This is a genomic window from Mesorhizobium sp. STM 4661, from assembly GCF_000359125.1.
Taxonomy (GTDB): Bacteria; Pseudomonadota; Alphaproteobacteria; order Rhizobiales; family Rhizobiaceae; genus Mesorhizobium.
The window spans coordinates 21,349-39,603 of sequence record NZ_CAAF010000060.1 but is presented as its reverse complement, the minus strand read 5'-3'; the positions used below and the strand labels follow the sequence as shown (position 1 = coordinate 39,603).

The 18,255-nt window shown below is 62.9% G+C and carries 15 protein-coding genes; 12 read left to right on the top strand and 3 right to left on the bottom strand.

Annotated elements, in window-relative coordinates; genetic code table 11:
* The 12 genes from MESS4_RS19410 to lpxB form a co-directional block, all read left to right on the top strand.
* Positions 1–725, top strand: a 725-nt coding sequence (locus MESS4_RS19410) for an aldo/keto reductase (protein ID WP_036241686.1), incomplete at its 5' end; no start/stop codon positions are given.
* Positions 726–857: 132 nt separating this feature from the next.
* Complete coding sequence (gene pyrH, locus MESS4_RS19405; protein WP_081609795.1) at positions 858–1,580, top strand: UMP kinase; 723 nt, start codon at positions 858–860, stop codon at positions 1,578–1,580.
* Between the two features lie 123 nt (positions 1,581–1,703).
* The gene (gene frr, locus MESS4_RS19400; RefSeq protein WP_006334575.1) at positions 1,704–2,258 is read left to right on the top strand and encodes a ribosome recycling factor; all 555 of its coding nucleotides are present in this window, start codon (positions 1,704–1,706) and stop codon (positions 2,256–2,258) included.
* Positions 2,239–3,018: an isoprenyl transferase gene (locus tag MESS4_RS19395; protein WP_280110240.1), complete on the top strand. Its 780-nt coding sequence runs from the start codon at positions 2,239–2,241 to the stop codon at positions 3,016–3,018. The genes frr and MESS4_RS19395 overlap by 20 nt, the downstream gene beginning before the upstream one ends.
* Positions 3,015–3,830 (top strand): phosphatidate cytidylyltransferase, encoded by an 816-nt coding sequence (locus MESS4_RS19390; protein WP_006334565.1) that lies wholly within the window; start codon positions 3,015–3,017, stop codon positions 3,828–3,830. Before MESS4_RS19395 ends, MESS4_RS19390 begins: the two co-directional genes overlap by 4 nt.
* A gap of 121 nt (positions 3,831–3,951) precedes the next feature.
* Positions 3,952–5,094 carry an RIP metalloprotease RseP gene (gene rseP, locus MESS4_RS19385; protein WP_006334557.1) on the top strand — a complete coding sequence of 381 codons (1,143 nt, stop codon included), beginning with the start codon at positions 3,952–3,954 and terminating at the stop codon, positions 5,092–5,094.
* A 217-nt stretch (positions 5,095–5,311) separates the two neighbouring features.
* Complete coding sequence (gene bamA, locus MESS4_RS19380) at positions 5,312–7,675, top strand: outer membrane protein assembly factor BamA (RefSeq protein ID WP_006334555.1); 2,364 nt, start codon at positions 5,312–5,314, stop codon at positions 7,673–7,675.
* A gap of 168 nt (positions 7,676–7,843) precedes the next feature.
* A complete protein-coding gene (lpxD, locus tag MESS4_RS19375) occupies positions 7,844–8,902 on the top strand; it encodes a UDP-3-O-(3-hydroxymyristoyl)glucosamine N-acyltransferase (RefSeq protein WP_006334553.1) in 1,059 nt (352 codons plus the stop codon).
* Positions 8,895–9,362, top strand: coding sequence for a 3-hydroxyacyl-ACP dehydratase FabZ (fabZ, locus tag MESS4_RS19370; protein ID WP_036241685.1), 468 nt, complete (start codon positions 8,895–8,897; stop codon positions 9,360–9,362). Before lpxD ends, fabZ begins: the two co-directional genes overlap by 8 nt.
* 14 nt (positions 9,363–9,376) lie before the next feature.
* Positions 9,377–10,210: an acyl-ACP--UDP-N-acetylglucosamine O-acyltransferase gene (gene lpxA / locus MESS4_RS19365; protein ID WP_006334549.1), complete on the top strand. Its 834-nt coding sequence runs from the start codon at positions 9,377–9,379 to the stop codon at positions 10,208–10,210.
* Positions 10,197–11,099 carry a UDP-2,3-diacylglucosamine diphosphatase LpxI gene (gene lpxI, locus MESS4_RS19360; RefSeq protein WP_006334548.1) on the top strand — a complete coding sequence of 301 codons (903 nt, stop codon included), beginning with the start codon at positions 10,197–10,199 and terminating at the stop codon, positions 11,097–11,099. The genes lpxA and lpxI overlap by 14 nt, the downstream gene beginning before the upstream one ends.
* The gene (gene lpxB / locus MESS4_RS19355) at positions 11,089–12,255 is read left to right on the top strand and encodes a lipid-A-disaccharide synthase (protein WP_006334547.1); all 1,167 of its coding nucleotides are present in this window, start codon (positions 11,089–11,091) and stop codon (positions 12,253–12,255) included. Before lpxI ends, lpxB begins: the two co-directional genes overlap by 11 nt.
* A 169-nt stretch (positions 12,256–12,424) precedes the next feature.
* On the opposite strand, the gene gltA is transcribed toward lpxB, so the two are convergent.
* The 3 genes from gltA to MESS4_RS19340 all read right to left on the bottom strand — a co-directional run bounded on the left by gltA (position 12,425) and on the right by MESS4_RS19340 (position 17,776).
* Positions 12,425–13,753, bottom strand: coding sequence for a citrate synthase (gltA, locus tag MESS4_RS19350; protein WP_006334546.1), 1,329 nt, complete (start codon positions 13,751–13,753; stop codon positions 12,425–12,427).
* A gap of 180 nt (positions 13,754–13,933) precedes the next feature.
* Positions 13,934–15,358, bottom strand: a complete 1,425-nt coding sequence (gene gltX, locus MESS4_RS19345; RefSeq protein ID WP_006334545.1) for a glutamate--tRNA ligase — start codon at positions 15,356–15,358, stop codon at positions 13,934–13,936.
* Between the two features lie 672 nt (positions 15,359–16,030).
* Positions 16,031–17,776, bottom strand: a complete 1,746-nt coding sequence (locus MESS4_RS19340) for an adenylate/guanylate cyclase domain-containing protein (protein WP_036241684.1) — start codon at positions 17,774–17,776, stop codon at positions 16,031–16,033.
* Between the last annotated feature and the right edge of the window lie 479 nt (positions 17,777–18,255).

The following is an 18,255-nucleotide window of genomic DNA, read 5'->3' as shown; positions in this document are numbered from 1 at the left end:
ACGCCTGGGACAGGCTGACGCCGCCGGAGGAGGTGATGCGGACGCTTGACGATCTGGTGCGCGCCGGAAAGATCCGGCATGTCGGTCTCTCCGACGTGCCGGCCTGGTATGCAAGCCGGGCGCAGGCGGTCGCCGAGCATCGCGGCTATGAACCGGTTTCAGCGCTTCAGCTCGAATATTCGCTGGCCGAGCGCAACATCGAGCACGAGTTCGTGCCGTTCGGCACGCGCCATGGCGCCGGGATCATGGTCTGGAGCCCGCTGGCCAGCGGCCTGCTCAGCGGAAAATACCGTTCCGCCACAATCGTCAAGGACGGCGGCAGGCTGGAGACGATGCGTGGTTCGAGCAATCCCGGCTTCCAGAAATTCACCGATCGCAACTGGCAAATCGTCGCCGAACTGGAGACGGTTGCCGGCCAGCTCGGCCGCGGCATGGCGCAGGTCGCCCTGAACTGGACGGCAAACCGGCCGGGCATTGCGTCCGTGATCGTCGGCGCCACCAGGCTTGACCAGCTCAAGGACAATCTCGGTGCGCTCGATTTCGACATTCCCGAAGACCTTCGGGCGCGGCTCGATGCGGTGAGCCGGCCGGTCACGCCCTTCCCGTATTCGTTTTTCGACCCGGAAATACAAGGCGGCCTGACAGGTGGCCAGGCGGTTGGCGACAAGCCGGCAAGCTATCTGCCGGACCTGCTCATGCAAGGAACTTTTGCCGGCGTGAGCTGACGGTTACCTCAGTCCACGATCTCAAGTTTCCGGCTCGGGCGCCGCGTGACATCGCGGCGCCCTTCGTGTATCGGAGCCAGTGTTTCCGGGCGCGGCGCCCGAAGGCGTCACATGCACAATGACGAGGACCAGATGACGGTGAAGCCCCTCTACCGACGTGTCTTGCTCAAAGCATCGGGCGAAGCGTTGATGGGTGAGCAGCATTTCGGCATCGACGTGTCGGTCGTCGATCGCATCGCCGCCGACATCGCCGAGGCTCGCGCGCTCGGCATCGAGGTCGGCGTCGTCATCGGCGGCGGCAACATCTTTCGCGGTGTGGCGGTCGCGTCCAAGGGTGGCGATCGCGTCACCGGCGACCACATGGGCATGCTTGCCACGGTTATCAACTCGCTGGCGCTGCGCACCTCGCTGAACAAGATCGGCGTCGACGCCGTGGTTCTGTCGGCGATCGCCATGCCTGAGCTTTGCGAGAGTTTTTCCCAGCGCCAGGCGACCGCTTACATGAACCAGGGCAAGGTTGTCATTTTCGCCGGCGGCACCGGAAATCCCTTCTTCACCACCGATTCGGCCGCGGCACTTCGCGCCGCCGAAATCGGCGCCGATGCGCTGTTCAAGGGCACCCAGGTTGACGGCGTCTACTCGGCCGATCCCAAGAAAGACCCGAACGCGACGCGCTTCGAGCGCATCAGCCATGCCGAAGTGATAAAACGCGGGCTTTCGATCATGGATACGGCTGCGATTGCACTTGCGCGCGAAAACAACATTCCGATAATCGTCTATTCGATACACGAGAAGGGCGGCTTTGGGGATATTCTGAGGGGTGGCGGCCGCTGCACGGTCGTCGCGGACAGCTGATCGGGAGCAAATCCCGAACCGAAGGTCCGCGTGAACAAAAAAGCGGATTTTCGGATTGAGACTCATGCATGGGGTTTTCCCCCTGAAACAGTGAACCCGGGCCAACGGGTCGAGGAGACGATGATGAGTGGCGAATACGATGATCTCAAGCGGCGCATGGACGGGGCGATCGCGGCGTTCAAACACGATCTGGCTTCGCTGCGAACCGGCCGCGCTTCGAGCAATCTGCTCGACGCCATCCAGGTGCAAGCCTATGGCACCACCATGCCGATCAACCAGGTGGCGAATGTGTCGGTGCCCGAGCCACGCATGATTTCGGTGTCGGTCTGGGACAAGTCGATGGTCGGCGCGGTCGACCGCGCCATCCGTGAATCCAATCTCGGCTTCAACCCGATCGTCGACGGCACCAATCTTAGAATTCCGCTGCCCGAGCTCAACGAACAGCGCCGCAAGGAACTGGTCAAGATCTCGCACGGTTATGCCGAGAACGCCCGCGTTGCCGTGCGCCATGTGCGCCGCGACGGCATGGACTTTCTCAAGAAGGCGGAAAAGGACGGCGATATCAGCGAGGACGATCAGCGCAAGCGCTCCGATCAGGTCCAGAAGCTTACCGACGAGATGATCAGCACGATCGACCATCTGCTTTCCGATAAGGAAGCTGAAATCATGCAAGTTTAAGGTAGGCGGTCGACCTGAAAGCGAAACTATGACAAGCCCCGCGCATGTCGCGATAATCATGGACGGAAATGGACGCTGGGCCAAGGCACGCGGCATGCCGCGGCTTGCCGGGCATCGGGCCGGCGTCGAGGCGTTGCGCAAGACGGTCCGGGCCGCCCCCGGCCTTGGTATTTCCTTCCTGACCGTCTACGCCTTCTCATCGGAAAACTGGTCGCGGCCGAAGTCCGAAGTCAGCGACCTGATGGGCCTCCTGAAACTCTTCATCCGCCGCGATCTCGCCGAACTGCATCAGAGCGGCGTGCGGGTCAGGATCATCGGTGACAGGACAGGGCTGCAGTCAGATATCAGGACACTGCTTGAAGAGGCCGAAACGCTGACCGTGCGCAACACCGCGCTGACCCTGATCATCGCTTTCAACTATGGCGGACGCGATGAGATCGTGCGCACGGCGCGCAAGCTTGCCTCCGCCGTGGCGCGCGGCGAACTCGACAGCGAGGCGATCACGGCCGAGTCCTTTGCCGGCGCCCTCGACACCAAGGGCATTCCGGACCCGGAACTGGTCATACGCACCAGCGGCGAGCTCAGGCTGTCGAATTTCCTGCTGTGGCAGGCGGCCTATAGCGAACTCGTCTTCCTGCCTTGTTACTGGCCCGATTTCAGCCGCGAGCATTTGGTCGATGCATTGCGCGATTTCGCCGGCCGCGAGCGCCGTTTCGGTGGGCTTGGCGCCCAGGACGTCGCTGTGACGGCCAAGGGATGAGCAACCTCCAGCTTCGTGTCATTTCCTCTCTCGTGCTTGCCGCCGCCACGCTTGGCCTGACCTGGCTTGGCGGACTGCCGTTCCGCTTGCTGTGTGCCGCCATGGCGGCTGTGATCTTCCACGAATGGACGCGGATGTGCCGCCCGACCGCCAGCCCGGGTCTTGGCTTTCTGCCCGAGGCGCTGCTTGTGGTCTTCGTCGGCGCCTTGATCGCCGGCCTGCCGGCCTTCTGGCTGCTGGGTCTTGTCGTCTTGCTGGTCGTCGTCACCGCGATCGCGGCTTCGCTGCGCCAGTCGGGGCAGTGGGAAGCATCTGGCCTTGCCTATGCGGCCGTTTCCGGCCTGTCGCTTGCTTTTTTGCGTGACGGCGACCATCCCGGCCTCGTTGCCATTCTTTTTCTCTTCGCAGTGGTTTGGGCGACCGACATCTTTGCCTATTTCGTCGGCCGCAGCGTCGGCGGTCCGAAACTGGCGCCCTCGATCTCGCCGGGCAAGACGCAGAGCGGTGCGCTTGGCGGCGCCGTTGGCGGCGTGATTGCCGGGCTGCTGCTGGCCGCCGTGTCAGGGGCGGGCAATCTTGCCATGCTCGGTGTCGTTGCGCTGGTGCTTTCGATCGTCTCCCAGGCCGGCGATCTCTTCGAATCGTGGGTGAAGCGCCGCCACGGCCGCAAGGATTCGGGCGCGCTGATACCTGGCCATGGCGGCGTCATGGACCGGGTCGACGGGCTTGTCGCGGCCGCTTTTGCCCTATACGTCATCGGCTGGATTTCGGCGACCGCCGACCATCCGGCACAGGGGCTGTTTCCAGCTTGAACGGCATTGTTTCTTGGCGTGGCCATGGATGCGCCATGGATTCGCCCGGATTGATGTCACAGTCGCGGCGCACCCCCGTGTCGCGGAAGAATCTGGCTGCGGACGAATTTGAGGGCATGAATTGAACGAGATTCTTCAAGCGGTTTTCAGCACGGAGGGCTTTTTCCTCGGCACGCTGGTGCCTTTCCTGTTTGTGCTGACCGTGGTGGTGTTCGTCCACGAAATGGGCCACTACCTCGTAGGCCGCTGGTGCGGTATCGGCGTACAAGCCTTTTCGATCGGCTTCGGCCCGGAACTCTTCGGCTTCAATGATAGCCATGGCACGCGCTGGAAACTCTGCGCCATACCGCTCGGCGGCTATGTCAAATTCGTCGGCGACATGAACGCCACCTCAAGCCAGCCCGGTTCGGAAGAGCTCGAATCGCTGACCGATGCCGAACGCAAGGTCGCCTTCCACACGCAGCCGATCTGGAAGCGCGCGGCGACGGTGGTGGCCGGTCCGCTGTTCAATTTCCTGCTGACCATCGCCGTCTTTGCCGTGCTGTTTTCGGCCTATGGCCGCTATGTCTCGGAACCGATGGTGGCCGAAGTCACGGCCGATAGCCCGGCGGCGAAGGCCGGAATCATGCCCGGCGACCGATTCGTCAGCGTCGACGGCAGCAAGGTCGAGACCTTCTCCGATGTCCAGCGCCTGGTCTCTGGCCGCGCCGGCGATACCATTACCTTCGTCATGCTGCGCGGCGGCAAGGAGGTCACCGTTACCGCGACGCCGCAACTGGTGGAGCAGCAGGATGCGCTGGGCAACAAGGTCAAGGTGGCCGTGATCGGCGTCGTCAACAACAAGGAGATCGGCCAGCCCCGGCTGATCACCTACAGTCCGGTCGGCGCACTGACGGCCGCGGTCGAGGAAACCGGCTATATCATCCAGCGCACCGGTCAGTTCCTGCAGCGTTTCGCCGTCGGGCGCGAGGACAAATGCCAGCTTGGCGGGCCGGTGAAGATCGCCGATATGGCCGGCAAGGCGGCAAAGCTGGGTTTTGAGTGGCTCGTGCAGCTTGTTGCGCTGTTGTCGGTCGGGATCGGGATTCTCAATCTCTTGCCGATTCCCCCCCTCGACGGCGGCCATCTGTTGTTCTACGGCGTGGAGGCCGTCATCCGGCGGCCGGTGTCGGAACGGATGATGGAAATGGCCTACAGGAGCGGCCTGATTCTGGTCCTGGGCTTCATGGGCTTCGTTTTCTGGAACGATCTGTTTGGATGCTGAAATCATGAAGAAATCTGGCTTCGGCACCACCAATGTTGAGACGCCGTTTACCATGCACGGGGGTTGGCGTGACGCGAAAGCCACGCCCCAAGGTTAAGTAATTACAAATTAACCAGAAGCCTTGCGTGTAAGGAAAATCCGGTTAATACGGTAGGAGAAATTACCGCACGTCCGGTTTTCTCGCCGTGGGGACTACGAGAAAAGGTACAAAAGCCCGATGAAGGCAGCATCCAAGTTTCTGAGCGCCGCGTCCGCGGTGGCCTTGTCCGCCGCCCTGGTCGTGCCAGGTGCGCTCGCAGTGCAGTTCGTGGCCACATCGGCGGCCGAGGCCGCTGTTGTCTCGAGAGTTGAAGTCAGCGGCAATCAGCGTGTCGATGCCGACACCATCCGCAACTACGTCTCGATCAAGCCCGGCAAGGCGTTTTCCAGCTCCGACATCGACGATGCGGTGAAGGCGCTGTTCGGCACCGGCCTGTTCTCCGACGTCCAGATCAACCAGGTCGGCTCGACGCTGGTCATCAAGGTTTCCGAGTATCAGGTCGTCAACCAGGTGCTGTTCCAGGGCAACAAGAAGCTCAAGGACAACGCCCTGACGGCAGCGGTCCAGTTGAAGCCGCGCGGAACGTTCTCGCAGGCGACGCTCGATGCCGACGTCGAGGCGGTCAAGGCCGCCTACAGGCGCATCGGCCGTGATGACGCCGCCGTGACCACCCAGATCATGGATCTCGGCGACAACCGCGTGAACGTGGTCTTCAACATCAATGAAGGCGACCGCACCCAGATCGCGGCGATCAATTTCGTCGGCAACAGCGCCTATTCGAGCCGCCGGCTATCGGACGTGATCAACACCAAGCGCTCGACCTGGCTTTCCTTCGTGTTGCGCGACGACGTCTATGACGAGGACAAGCTGAACGCCGACCAGGAGCTGCTGCGCCGCTTCTACTACAATCACGGTTATGCCGACTTCCAGGTCGTCTCGGCGGTTGGCGAACTCGACAACGCCACCAACAAATACACGGTGACCATTACCGTGCAGGAAGGCGACCGCTACACATTCGGCGACGTTAGCGTCGAGAGCACAATTCCCGAGGTCGACGGCAAGTCGCTGGAATCGGTGGTCGAGACCCGCAAGGGCGACGTCTACAACGCCAAGAATGTCGAGGACACCATCATCGCGCTGACGGAAAAGGTCGCCGGTTCGGGCTATGCCTTCGCCCAGGTGACGCCGCGCGGCGACCGTAATTTCGAGAACCACACCATTTCGGTCGTCTATACGATCGACCAGGGCACCAAGGCCTATGTCGAACGCATCGAAATTCGCGGCAACGATCGGACGCGCGACTACGTCATTCGCCGCGAATTCGACGTGAGCGAGGGCGATGCCTTCAATCAGGTTCTCATCCAGCGCGCGAAGAAGCGCCTGGAAGCGCTCGGTTATTTTGAAAAAGTCGACGTTTCGACAGTGCCAGGCTCGCAGCCCGACCAGGTCGTGCTAGTGGTCGACGTTGTCGAGAAATCGACCGGCGAGTTCTCGGTCGGCGCCGGCTATTCGACCGGCGGCGATACCGCAGGACCGTCCGTCGAAGGCTCGATCACCGAGCGCAACTTCCTCGGCCGCGGCCAGTTCATCAAACTCTCGGCCGGCGGTGGTAGCAATTCGCGCGACTACAGCCTCTCCTTCACCGAGCCGTATTTCCTTGGACGGCGCATCGCCGCCGGTTTCGATATCTACCAACGGACCAGGGACTACTCCGATTACAACAGCGAGACGCTGGGGGCGACGGTTCGCTTCGGCCTGCCGATCACCGACAACATCTCGACCCAGCTTGCTTACAATATCTCGCAGGAGAAGTATGAGCTCGACGACGGTTGCCAGACCGACGGGATTTACGATCCCACCAAGTGCACCGTCTCCACGGCAATCCTGGATGGCATCGATCAGAGCCCGTGGCTCAAGTCGTCGGTCAGCCTCGGCCTGCTCTACAACACCATCGACGACATGAAGAACCCGCATGACGGCATCTATGCCAACGTCACCACCGAATTTGCAGGTCTTGGTGGCGACGCCAAGTACGTCAAGGTCACGGCGCGCGGCAGCTACTATCAGACATTGTCGGAGCAACTCGATCTGGTCGGCCTCATTTCGGGCGGCGCCGGCCATGTCCAGGGCTATGGCAGCGGCGACCTGCGCATCTTCGATCACTTCCAGAGCACCGACCGCATGATCCGTGGCTTCGCTTATGGCGGTATCGGCCCCGTGGATAACGATGGCGCTGGCGACCATCTTGGCGGCACCACCTATTTCAATGCTTCGGCGGAAGCCCAGTTTCCGCTGCCGGTGATCCCGGAAAGCTTCGGCCTGCGTGGTGCGGTTTTCGCCGATGCGGCAACGCTTTACGGCAATAAGGTCGATGGTGTCGATCCTTCCACAACCGGCATGGAGTGGCGCGCTTCGGTCGGCGTCGGCCTGATGTGGGCTTCGCCCTTCGGCCCGATCCGCATCGACTATGCGGTCCCGGTCAAGGAGGAAGCGACCGACGACGTGCAGGAATTCAACTTCGGCATATCGACCCGCTTCTGATCCGCGGGTGACGATGCTTCCGGGCCGTTGGGGTCCGGAAGAGAGTGATCCGACACTACAGCGCCGCGCGCGCAAGGGACGTTGTAGCACTTTGATTTTGCGCATGATCCTTTCCGACAATCGATTCCGGTTTTCGGGGTCATGCGCTAGCTGGATATTGCTTCTGGAATGACCGATCCGGTGTTCTTCGCGCCTTCACGCCGGTATACGGCCGGCGAAGTCGCGAATCTGACCGGCGCGGTGCTTGCCGATTCCAGTCAGTCCCATGTATCGATCGCGGCCTTGGCGCCGGCAAACGAGGGCGGCGAGCACGCACTCGTTTTCGTCGACGGCAGGCGCAACTTCGCACTGATGCAGTCGCTGAAGGCTGCCGCCGTTCTCTGTCCCACCGAATTCGCAAGCAAGGCGCCGGCGGGCATTGCGGTTCTTGCCCATCCGCGCCCGCAACAGGCTTTCGCGATGGTCGGACGCCTGCTTTTCCCGACAGCCGCGACACCGGGGCCGATGACCGGCGAAACCGGCATATCGCCGCACGCCCATATCGATGCGACCGCTCATATCGAGGCTGGCGCCATCATCGAGGCCGGCGCGGTGATCGGGCCGAGTGTCTCGATCGGCAGCGGAACGGTCATCGCTCCCCATGCCGTCATCGGCTACTCCTGCCAGATCGGCCGCGACGGCTATGTCGGCCCCGGCGCCAGCATCCAGTATGCGTTGATCGGCAACCGCGTCATCATCCATGGCGGCGCCCGCATCGGCCAGGACGGTTTTGGCTTTGTGGCCGGCGCCAAGGGGCCGGAGCGTGTCCCGCAAATCGGCCGCGTCGTCATCCAGGACGACGTCGAGATCGGCTCGAACACTACGGTCGACCGTGGCGCCATGTCCGACACGATCATCGGCCAAGGCACCAAGATCGACAATCTGGTGCAGATCGCTCATAACGTCCGCATCGGCCGCAATTGCATAATAGCCGGACTTTCCGGTATTTCCGGTTCCGTAACGGTGGGCGACAACGTCACCATGGGTGGCGGCGTCGGCCTTGCGGATCACCTGACCATCGGGACAGGAGCCAAGCTTGCTGCAAGAAGTGGGTTCATGAGCAACGTCCCGGCGGGAGAGATCTGGGGGGGCTACCCGGCACAGCCGATGGCGGAAGCCATGCGGGAGATCGCGGCCCTGCGAAGACTGGCAAGGTCGCGCAAACCGGGCGATGGGGGAAATGGCTGAGATGGACGCGGCGACGACGCTCGAAGCGGTCGACATATTGGGGCTGATGAAGCTCCTGCCGCATCGCTATCCGTTCCTGATGATCGATCGCATCATCGAGATCGATGGCGACGAGTCCGCTATCGGCATCAAGAACGTGACCATAAACGAGCCGCATTTCCAAGGTCATTTCCCCGACCAGCCGGTCATGCCCGGCGTGCTGATCGTTGAGGCAATGGCGCAGACGGCCGGTGCCATCTGCATCCGCAGCCTTGCCGCCGAAAAGCCGTCGCTGGTCTATTTCCTGACCATCGACAATGCCAAATTCCGCAAGCCGGTCGTTCCCGGCGACCAGTTGAAGATCCATGTCAAGAAAATCAAGAAACGCGGCAACCTTCTCAAATTCGCCTGCGAGGCCCTGGTCGACGGCGTCAAGGCCGCCGAAGCCGAGATCTCGGCGATGATGGTGGCAAGCGGCTGACGATCGAAATGCTTATGAAAATCCAGACATTCATCCATCCATCTTCGGTCATCGAGGCGGGCGCCAAAATCGGCGAAGGCGTCCGCATCGGCCCCTTCTGCCATGTCAGCACTGATGCGGTGATCGGCGACCGTGTCGAACTGGTCAGCCACGTCGCGGTGATCGGCGGGACCACGATCGGCGCCTCGACCAAGGTCTATCCGATGGCGATACTGGGCGCGCCGCCGCAGAACACCAAGCACAAGGGCGGCCGCACCACGCTGGTCATCGGTGAGAACTGCACGATCCGCGAGGGCGTGACCATGCATCTCGGCACAGATTCCAGTCGCGGCGAGACAACAATCGGCGACAACGGCAACTTCCTAGCCTATGCCCATATCGCCCATGACTGCGTCGTCGGCAAGAATGCCACCTTCGCCAATCAGGCGACGCTGGGCGGCCATTGCGAGATCGGCGACAATGTCTATATCGGCGGCCTCACCGCTGTTCATCAATTTGTCCGCGTCGGCGACAACGCCTTTCTTGGCGGGTGCTCGGCAATCGTCGGTGATGTCATTCCCTACGCCATAGCCGTCGGCAACCGCGCCAGCCTTCGCGGCCTCAACATCATCGGTTTGAAACGCGCCGGCCTGCCGCGCTCCGAGATCCATACGCTGCGCAAGGCCTACAGGACGATCTTCGATCGCTCCAGGACAGTCGGCGAGAACATCGAATTCGCCAAGGCGGAATTCGCCTCGTCGCCGACCGCCATGAAGATCATCGATTTCATCGCCAGTCGCGGCAAGCGGCACTATGCCGTCCCGTCGCTCAAGGCTGGCGACGGCGACGATGTCGATGACGAAGACTGAGGCGACCAGGACGGGCCTTGATCTCGCGCCAGGCGCCAGGGTCGGCATTGTCGCCGGCGGCGGCAGCCTCCCGGTGGAAGTCGCGGTCAGCCTGGCCAAACAAGGCTATCCGCCCGTCATCATCCAGATCGAGGGCGAAGTCGACCGCAAGTCCGACCTCGACGGTTACGAGCATGAGAGCCTCGCTCTGGAAGACATCGGCTCGCTGGCTTCGTTGCTGCGGCGTCGCCGGATCAGCCATCTGGTCCTTGCCGGCGAGATCAGGCGCCGGCCGAGACTGATCGAGATGCGCCCGAGTCTTGGCCTGCTGGCCGTGGTGCCTTCGGTGGTCATGGCGCTTGCCCGCGGCGACGATGGTCTGCTGAAGGTTTTGACACGGGCCCTGGAGGCGCGCGGTGTCAAGGTCGTTGGCGCCCATGAGATCGTGCCGGACCTGATTGTCGCCGAAGGTCCGCTGACGAGGGCGGCGCCGCGGAAATCCGACTGGCGCGACATCGAGGCGGCTCGCGCGGCGGCATATGCCATCGGCGCGCTTGATATCGGCCAGGCGGCTGTCGCGGTCGGCGGCCGCGCCATTGCGCTGGAAGGCATCGAGGGCACTGACGGGCTGCTCGAGCGGACAAGACAGTTGCGCGGCCATGGCAGGCTGGCCGGCAGGACGCGTGGTGTGCTGGTCAAATGCGCGAAGCCAGGCCAGGAATTGCGCGCCGATCTGCCCTCCATCGGCCCGCAGACGGTCGAGGCGGCGCATGCCGCCGGCCTTGCCGGCATTGCCGTCGAGGCCGGCCGCTCGCTGGTTCTGGAAGGCCCGGTCGTCGTCGCGCGGGCCGACGCGCTCGGCCTGTTCGTGATCGGCCTGCCTGCCGCGGAGCCGGCGCATGGCGAATGACCGGCCGTTGAAGATCGCCATCGTCGCCGGCGAGGAATCCGGCGACCTGCTCGGCGCCGATCTCGTCGAGGCGCTCAAGCGCACGACCGGCCGCGAGGTCAGGCTTGTCGGCATTGGCGGACGCCATCTTCAGGGGCTCGGTCTCACTCCGCTGTTCGATGGCAGCGAGATCGCGCTGATGGGGCTGAGCGCCATCCTGCGCGATCTGCCGCGCCTGATGCGGCGGATCAGCCAGACGGCCAATGCGGTTGCCGGCGAAAAGCCAGACTGCCTGATCACCATTGACAGTCCGGATTTCTCGCTGCGTGTGGCAAGGAAGGTGCGGGCCGCCGATCCAGCGATCCCGATCGTCCACTATGTCTGCCCGAGCGTGTGGGCCTGGCGGCCGGGCAGGGCGGTGGCGATGAGGCCGTATGTCGATCACATTCTTTGCATCCTGCCTTTCGAGGTGAAGGAACTCGCGCGCCTGGGCGGTCCGCCCGGCACCTATGTCGGTCATCGTCTCGCGCATGATCCAGGCGTGCTCGCCGCCGCCAAGGCGCAAAGCCTGCCGAGAGACCTGTCGGGGGATCGCGTGAAAACGCTGCTGGTGCTGCCGGGTTCGCGCCGCGGTGAGGTGCGCCGGCTGGCCGGCCCGTTCGGCAAGACGGTCTCGATCCTGCGCGCACGTGGGCACCGCTTGCGCCTGTTGTTGCCGACGGTGCCGCATGTCGCCGATCTGGTCAGGGCTTCGGTCGCAAGCTGGGACGAGAAGCCCGAGATCATCCTTGATCCCGGCCGCAAATGGCAGGCTTTCGGCAAGGCCGACGCGGCACTGATCGCATCGGGAACGGTGTCGCTGGAGTTGGCGCTGTCAGGCGTGCCGATGATCTCCTGCTACCGGCTTGATCCGGTCATGCGGCTGGCCCAGCGCCTGATCACCGTATGGAGCGCTGCCTTGCCCAATCTGATCGCCGACAGCCCGGTCGTGCCGGAAAGCTACAACCAGTATGTGCGGCCGCACTATTTGGCGCGACAATTGGAGGCGCTGTTTTCCGACACCGCCTATCGCGCCTGGCAAAAGGACGGGTTTGCCGAGGTGGCCAGACGCATGGCCACCGACAGGCCTTCGGGCGAGATCGCGGCGGAGGCGGTAATGGGGTACATCAAGGGGTGAATGGTGAATGGTGAATGGTGAATGGTGAATGGTGAATGGTAGATTGCTATAGACGTTTAGAATGTCTTACTATTTTCACTTTTCACTTTTCACTTTTCACCTTTCACTATTCACTATTCACTATTCACTATTCACTATTCACTATTCACTATTCACTATTCACCCATTTTCACCGCTTGGCGATCGGCACGTAGTCACGTTCCGGCGCACCCGTATAGAGCTGGCGTGGACGGCCGATTTTCTGGTGCGGGTCCTCGATCATCTCCTTCCACTGCGCGATCCAGCCGACGGTGCGGGCGACCGCGAACAGCACGGTGAACATGGTGGTGGGGAAGCCCAGCGCCTTCAGCGTGATGCCGGAATAGAAATCGACGTTCGGATAGAGCTTCTTCTCGATGAAGTAGGCATCGGTCAGCGCAATCTTTTCCAGTTCCATGGCGATGTCGAGGAGCGGATCGTCCTTGATGCCGAGTTCGCCCAGCACCTCATGCGCGGTCTTCTGCATGATCTTGGCGCGCGGATCATAGTTCTTGTAGACGCGGTGGCCGAAGCCCATCAGCCGGAAGGGATCGTTCTTGTCCTTGGCGCGAGCGATGAATTCCGGGATATGGTCGACATGGCCGATTTCGCCCAGCATGTTCAGAGCCGCCTCGTTGGCGCCGCCATGGGCCGGGCCCCACAGGCAAGCAATGCCGGCAGCGATACAGGCAAACGGGTTGGCGCCTGAAGAGCCGGCGAGGCGGACGGTCGAAGTCGAGGCATTCTGTTCGTGATCGGCGTGCAGGATGAAGATGCGCTCCATGGCGCGCGCCAGCACCGGGTTGATTTTGTATTCCTCGCACGGCACCGCGAAGCACATATGCAGGAAGTTGGCGGCGAAATTCAGCTCGTTCTTCGGGTAAATGAAGGGCTGGCCGATGTGGTACTTGTAGGCCATCGCCGCGATCGTCGGCATCTTGGCGATCAGCCGCATCGATGCGACCATGCGCTGGTACGGGTCCGAGATGTCGGTGGAATCGTGGTAGAAGGCCGACAGCGCGCCGACCACGCCACACATCACGGCCATCGGGTGCGCGTCGCGGCGAAAGCCGGTGAAAAAGCGCGACATCTGCTCGTGCACCATGGTGTGGCGCGTCACCCGGTAGTCGAAATCGTCCTTCTGCGCCTTGGTCGGCAATTCGCCGTAAAGCAGGAGGTAGCAGACTTCGAGGAAGTCGCCATGTTCGGCCAACTGGTCGATCGGGTAGCCACGATGCAACAGGATGCCGGCATCGCCGTCGATGAAGGTGATTTCCGACTCGCAGCTTGCCGTCGATGTGAAGCCGGGATCGTAGGTGAAGGCACCGGTGGTGCTGTAGAGCGCGCCTATGTCAATGACGTCAGGCCCGACCGAGCCGCTTCGCACCTTGAATTCATGGGTCTTGCCGCCGAATTCCAGCTTTGCCGTCGACGCGTGGGTCTTGCCGCCAAATTCCAGTTTTGTCGCAGCTTCGGACATTGCAAACTCCTTTTTGTTTTCTCATGCCGGCAAAGGCAAATATCTGCAACGCAACACATCGAGAGCATCGGAATGCGCATGTTTGCGCCCGCAATCGGACCTGCGTGCCAAATTGGGCCAAGACCTAATGTTGCACTGCGAAACCCACCTTTCAATGCCAATCTTCTTGGGCCAGTTCTCCTAATCGATTTGATCGGCGATGCGCGCCAGGCTTTCCTCGCGGCCGAGCACGGCAAGCACGTCGAACACGCCGGGCGAGGTGCTCTTGCCGGTGAGCGCGGCCCGCAAAGGTTGGGCCACGGCGCCCAATTTATAGCCGCCGGCCAGCGCATAGTCGCGGATCGTCGCCTCGGCCGTTGCGGCCGTCCAGTCGCTTGAAACCATCTTCAGCGCGCCGTGAGCGCCGCGCAAAATCTCGCGCGCCTCGCCGGCGAGCAATGCCGCGGCCTTCTCGTCGATCGGCAACGGCCGCTCGGTGAACAGGAAGCCAGCACCGTCGACAAGTTCCACCAGGGTCTTGGCACGCTCCTTCAAGCCCGGCAGCGCGGCAAGCAACCGCGCCTTGCGCCTGTCGTCGAGGTGCGCGGCGATTGCCGGGCCGCCTTCGAGATAGGGCAGCGTGGCGATGAAGATGTCGAGCAGGTCGGCGTCGTTCATGCGGCGCATATGCACGCCGTTCAGGGCCTCGAGCTTGGCGAAGTCGAAACGGGCCGCCCCCTTGTTGACGTCGCCGATATCGAACCACGCAATCATGTCCTTGATCGACATCACCTCGTCGTCGCCATGGCTCCAGCCGAGCCGCGCCAGATAGTTGAGCAGCGCCTCGGGCAGATAGCCCATGGCGCGATAGGCTTCGACGCCCAGCGCACCGTGCCGCTTCGACAGCTTGGCGCCGTCGGCGCCGTGGATCAGCGGGATATGCGACATCGACGGCACGTCCCAGCCCATGGCGTCGTAGATCACCGTCTGGCGGGCGGCGTTGGTCAGGTGGTCGTCGCCGCGGATGATGTGGGTAACGCCCATGTCATGGTCGTCGACGACGACGGCATGCATATAGGTCGGGTTGCCGTCCGAGCGCAGGATGATGAAATCATCGAGATCCTTGTTGGGAAAGCGTACCTCGCCCTGGACACGGTCATGCACCACCGTTTCGCCCTCGGTCGGCGCCTTGATGCGGATGGCGCCCTTGGCGCCGGCCGGCGCCTCCGACGGATCGCGGTCGCGCCAGCGGCCGTCATAGCGGGGAGGGAGCCCCTTGGCCCGCGCTGCCTCGCGCATGGCCACGAGCTCCGCCGGTGTCGCGTAGCAGTAGTAGGCCTTGCCCATGCGCACCAGCTCTTCGGCCACCTCGCGATGGCGCGGCGCGCGCTCGAACTGCGAGACGGGCTCGCCGTCCCAGGTGAGGCTGAGCCAGGTAAGCCCCCCGAGAATGGCAGAAGTCGCCGCATCCGTCGAACGCTCGCGGTCGGTGTCCTCTATGCGCAGCAGCATCGTGCCGCCGGTGTGCTTCGAATACAGCCAGTTGAAAAGCGCCGTCCGCGCCCCGCCAATGTGCAGGTAGCCGGTGGGCGAGGGAGCAAAACGGGTGACGACCTTGTCGGGCATGGAACTCTCGGGGCAGGCGCAGGAGCGGAGGTGGTTGCGCGGACTTTCGCGCGTCGCGCGTTCATGTAGCATAGGAGGTCGAGGGCGCAAGGGGCAGACCCTATGGCTGGACGAGGCCGGGGTACGGACGAGAGCGAGGACGCAGACATCGGCGTCAGCGAACGGTTGCTGTTTGCCGCCTCCGTTCTGTAGCGCGCAAAATCATTTGGCACCTCTGCGCAACTTCACTTGGCACTAACTCAGCGCGGAGAGGGGTTGTTTTAGCGCCGCTGCATGCGTGCTAAAGATGCCGCAGGAGCCTCTGCACGGACCGCGACAAAAGTAAGGTACTAAAGATGATGCCGGATGAAGAATCTGACGCGTCTCGCAAGATACCAAAGGCGTTGATCGGCTTTCGACCCGTTGCGGAAGTTCGCTCGCCCTTGGTCGAACTCACGCCCATGACCCAACGGCGACATTTGTCTGGACCGTCGGTAGGTCCCGTCAGGGGCGGAAACCGGAAGTTCGACGCGAAGCCAACAGAGAGCTCGCCGGCTGTTCACGGCTGCTCTACGCGCTCAGTCCTCGGACAAGCCGGCCAGAGAACTATCCTTGCAGAAGCGACGCGGGATCAAGGGACGTCGCCTGGCCGGACGTGACGCGCAGAAGAGGGCATCTTTGCAACCGCGACGATCACTCCGGCACGCCGGAGATGCCCAACGCCTCGACGTAACGCTCGGCGAACACCTTGTCCAGCCACGGGTTGATCTGTCTCTGCAGGGTGAGTGTGTAGGTCGGGAACGCCTCCATCAGCCGCCGCGCCGCCGCCTGCGCCTCGTCCAGCCGATTGAGTTTGACCAGCGCCATGATCACCACCCGGTGCGAAGAGCCGTAGTTCGGCATCTCGTGCAGCGCGCGTTCTCCCCATGCCAGCGCTTCCTCGTAGCGCTCGAGCATCAGGTAGCTCATCCCGATGCCGGAGAGCGCGATGCCCTTCTCGGGGTCGACCGGGCTCAGCCGCATTGCCCTGCGAAAGTGCTCGATCGCGACGAGCGGGCGGCTGGAATGTGCGTTCACCCAGCCGCTGCCAGTATGGCCCTGCGCCGAATTGGGGTTGAGCAGCAGGGATCGTTCGATCGTGCCCAGCGCCATCTCGTAGTCCTTCGCGCTGTAGGCGATCACCTGCGCGGCGAAGCGTAGGCTCGTGGGGTCGTCGCGCGCTTCCGCCAGTACCTCGCGCGCCATGCGCGCGGCGACTCGGATATCGTCGGGCTCGTGCCAGCACTGGCTCACGGATAGGCTGCGGATATAGGCGCCGAGTGCCTTCGCCAAGTTGAAGCCAGGGTCGATGCTGAGCGCCTCGTTGGTGAGCCGGCGCACGTCGACAAAGCCTTCGCGCGTCATGCTGTAGAAGCGCGGCAGCGCGCGAAGGTAGAGGTCGTAGGCGCTGATGTAGTCGGTCGGCTTCATGCGCGCCTGCTTGATCTCCTCCAGCCGGATGCTCGGTTCGACAGCGCCGACGACGCTCTCGGTCACCTTGTCCTGCAGGTCGAAGATGTCGCTCACGTCGCCCTCGAAGCGGTCGGCCCAGACATGGTGTCCACTGATCGCGTCCACCAACTGCCCACTGATGCGCACCCGCGATCCTGCTCTGCGGATGCTGCCTTCGAGCACGTAGCGGACGCCCAGCTCGCGCCCGACCTGGCGCAGGTCCACCGCCCGGCCCTTGTAGGTGAAGGACGAGTTGCGGGCGATCACGAAGAAGGAGTTCACCCGGCTCAATCCCGTGATGATGTCCTCCACCAGCCCGTCGGCGAAGTATTCCTGGTCGGGGTCGCCGCTCATGTTGGTGAAAGGCAGAACCGCGATCGAGGGTTTCTCAGGCAGGGGAGGCGGTGCAGCCACCGAGGTGCTGGCGTCGGTCTCGACGCGGTAGGCGCGCACAGGCCGCTCGATGTTCTTGAGGCGCAGGTCGCCGAGCGGCGTGAAGCCGCAGTCGAGCTTGCCCTGAAGGTGGTCGTAGGCGGTGCCCGAGACGACCACGGTGCCGGGATCGGCGATGCTTTCGAGGCGGGCGGCGATGTTGACCCCGTCGCCGTAGAGGTCGCCGTCCTCCTCGCAGACCACGTCGCCGAGATTGACGCCGATGCGGAAGCGAATCCGCTCTTCCTCGGGCGTCTCCGCCTCGTGTTCCGCCAAGGCCTGCTGGATCGCCATCGCCGAGGTCACCGCGTTAACGACGCTCGCGAACTCGCACAGCATGCCGTCGCCGGTGAGCTTGACGATCCGACCCTGGTGCTCGGAGACCAGCGGTTCCAGGAGGTTCTTGCGGTAGATCTTCAGCCGCTCGAGCGTGCCGCGCTCGTCGCGCTCCGTCAGGCGCGAATAGCCGACCACGTCGCAAGCCAGGATCGCTGCGAGGTGGCGCTGCGCGGTCATTGCACCGCTCAGCCAAGCGCCTGCACGCGGGCCGCCCCGCGTCGATGTCCTGCCAACTTCCAGACGCCCCACGTGCATGGTATCCATCTCTCCCAGTCGCCGCCCGTCGCCGATACAGAACGGAGAACGCAGCTTGACCTTGCCTTCACGAGATTTCGCTATCCCGCTTGCGATGCGTGGAGCGTTCCAGTCGCCGCGCTAACAGCCAACCGACGACACGCCCACGCAGCCTCTGGGGACGCTGACACGCCACTCCCAGAAGGCCGGAGATATTTCCTGCCCTGTGTAACCGGTTGACGCCACCGTGGCGGTGCTTTTGTCACCGCGATGTAACAGCGAGATGCCCTACGAATGCGCGCATCGGGCATCACACCAGACGTTCGCGCTTAGAGGTGCTGAGGTTGGCAAGTGGCGCTACTTGCTCGTTCCCATCGACGAGACGAAGGGGAACATTCCACCTTTGGCGGAAATTCAAACTG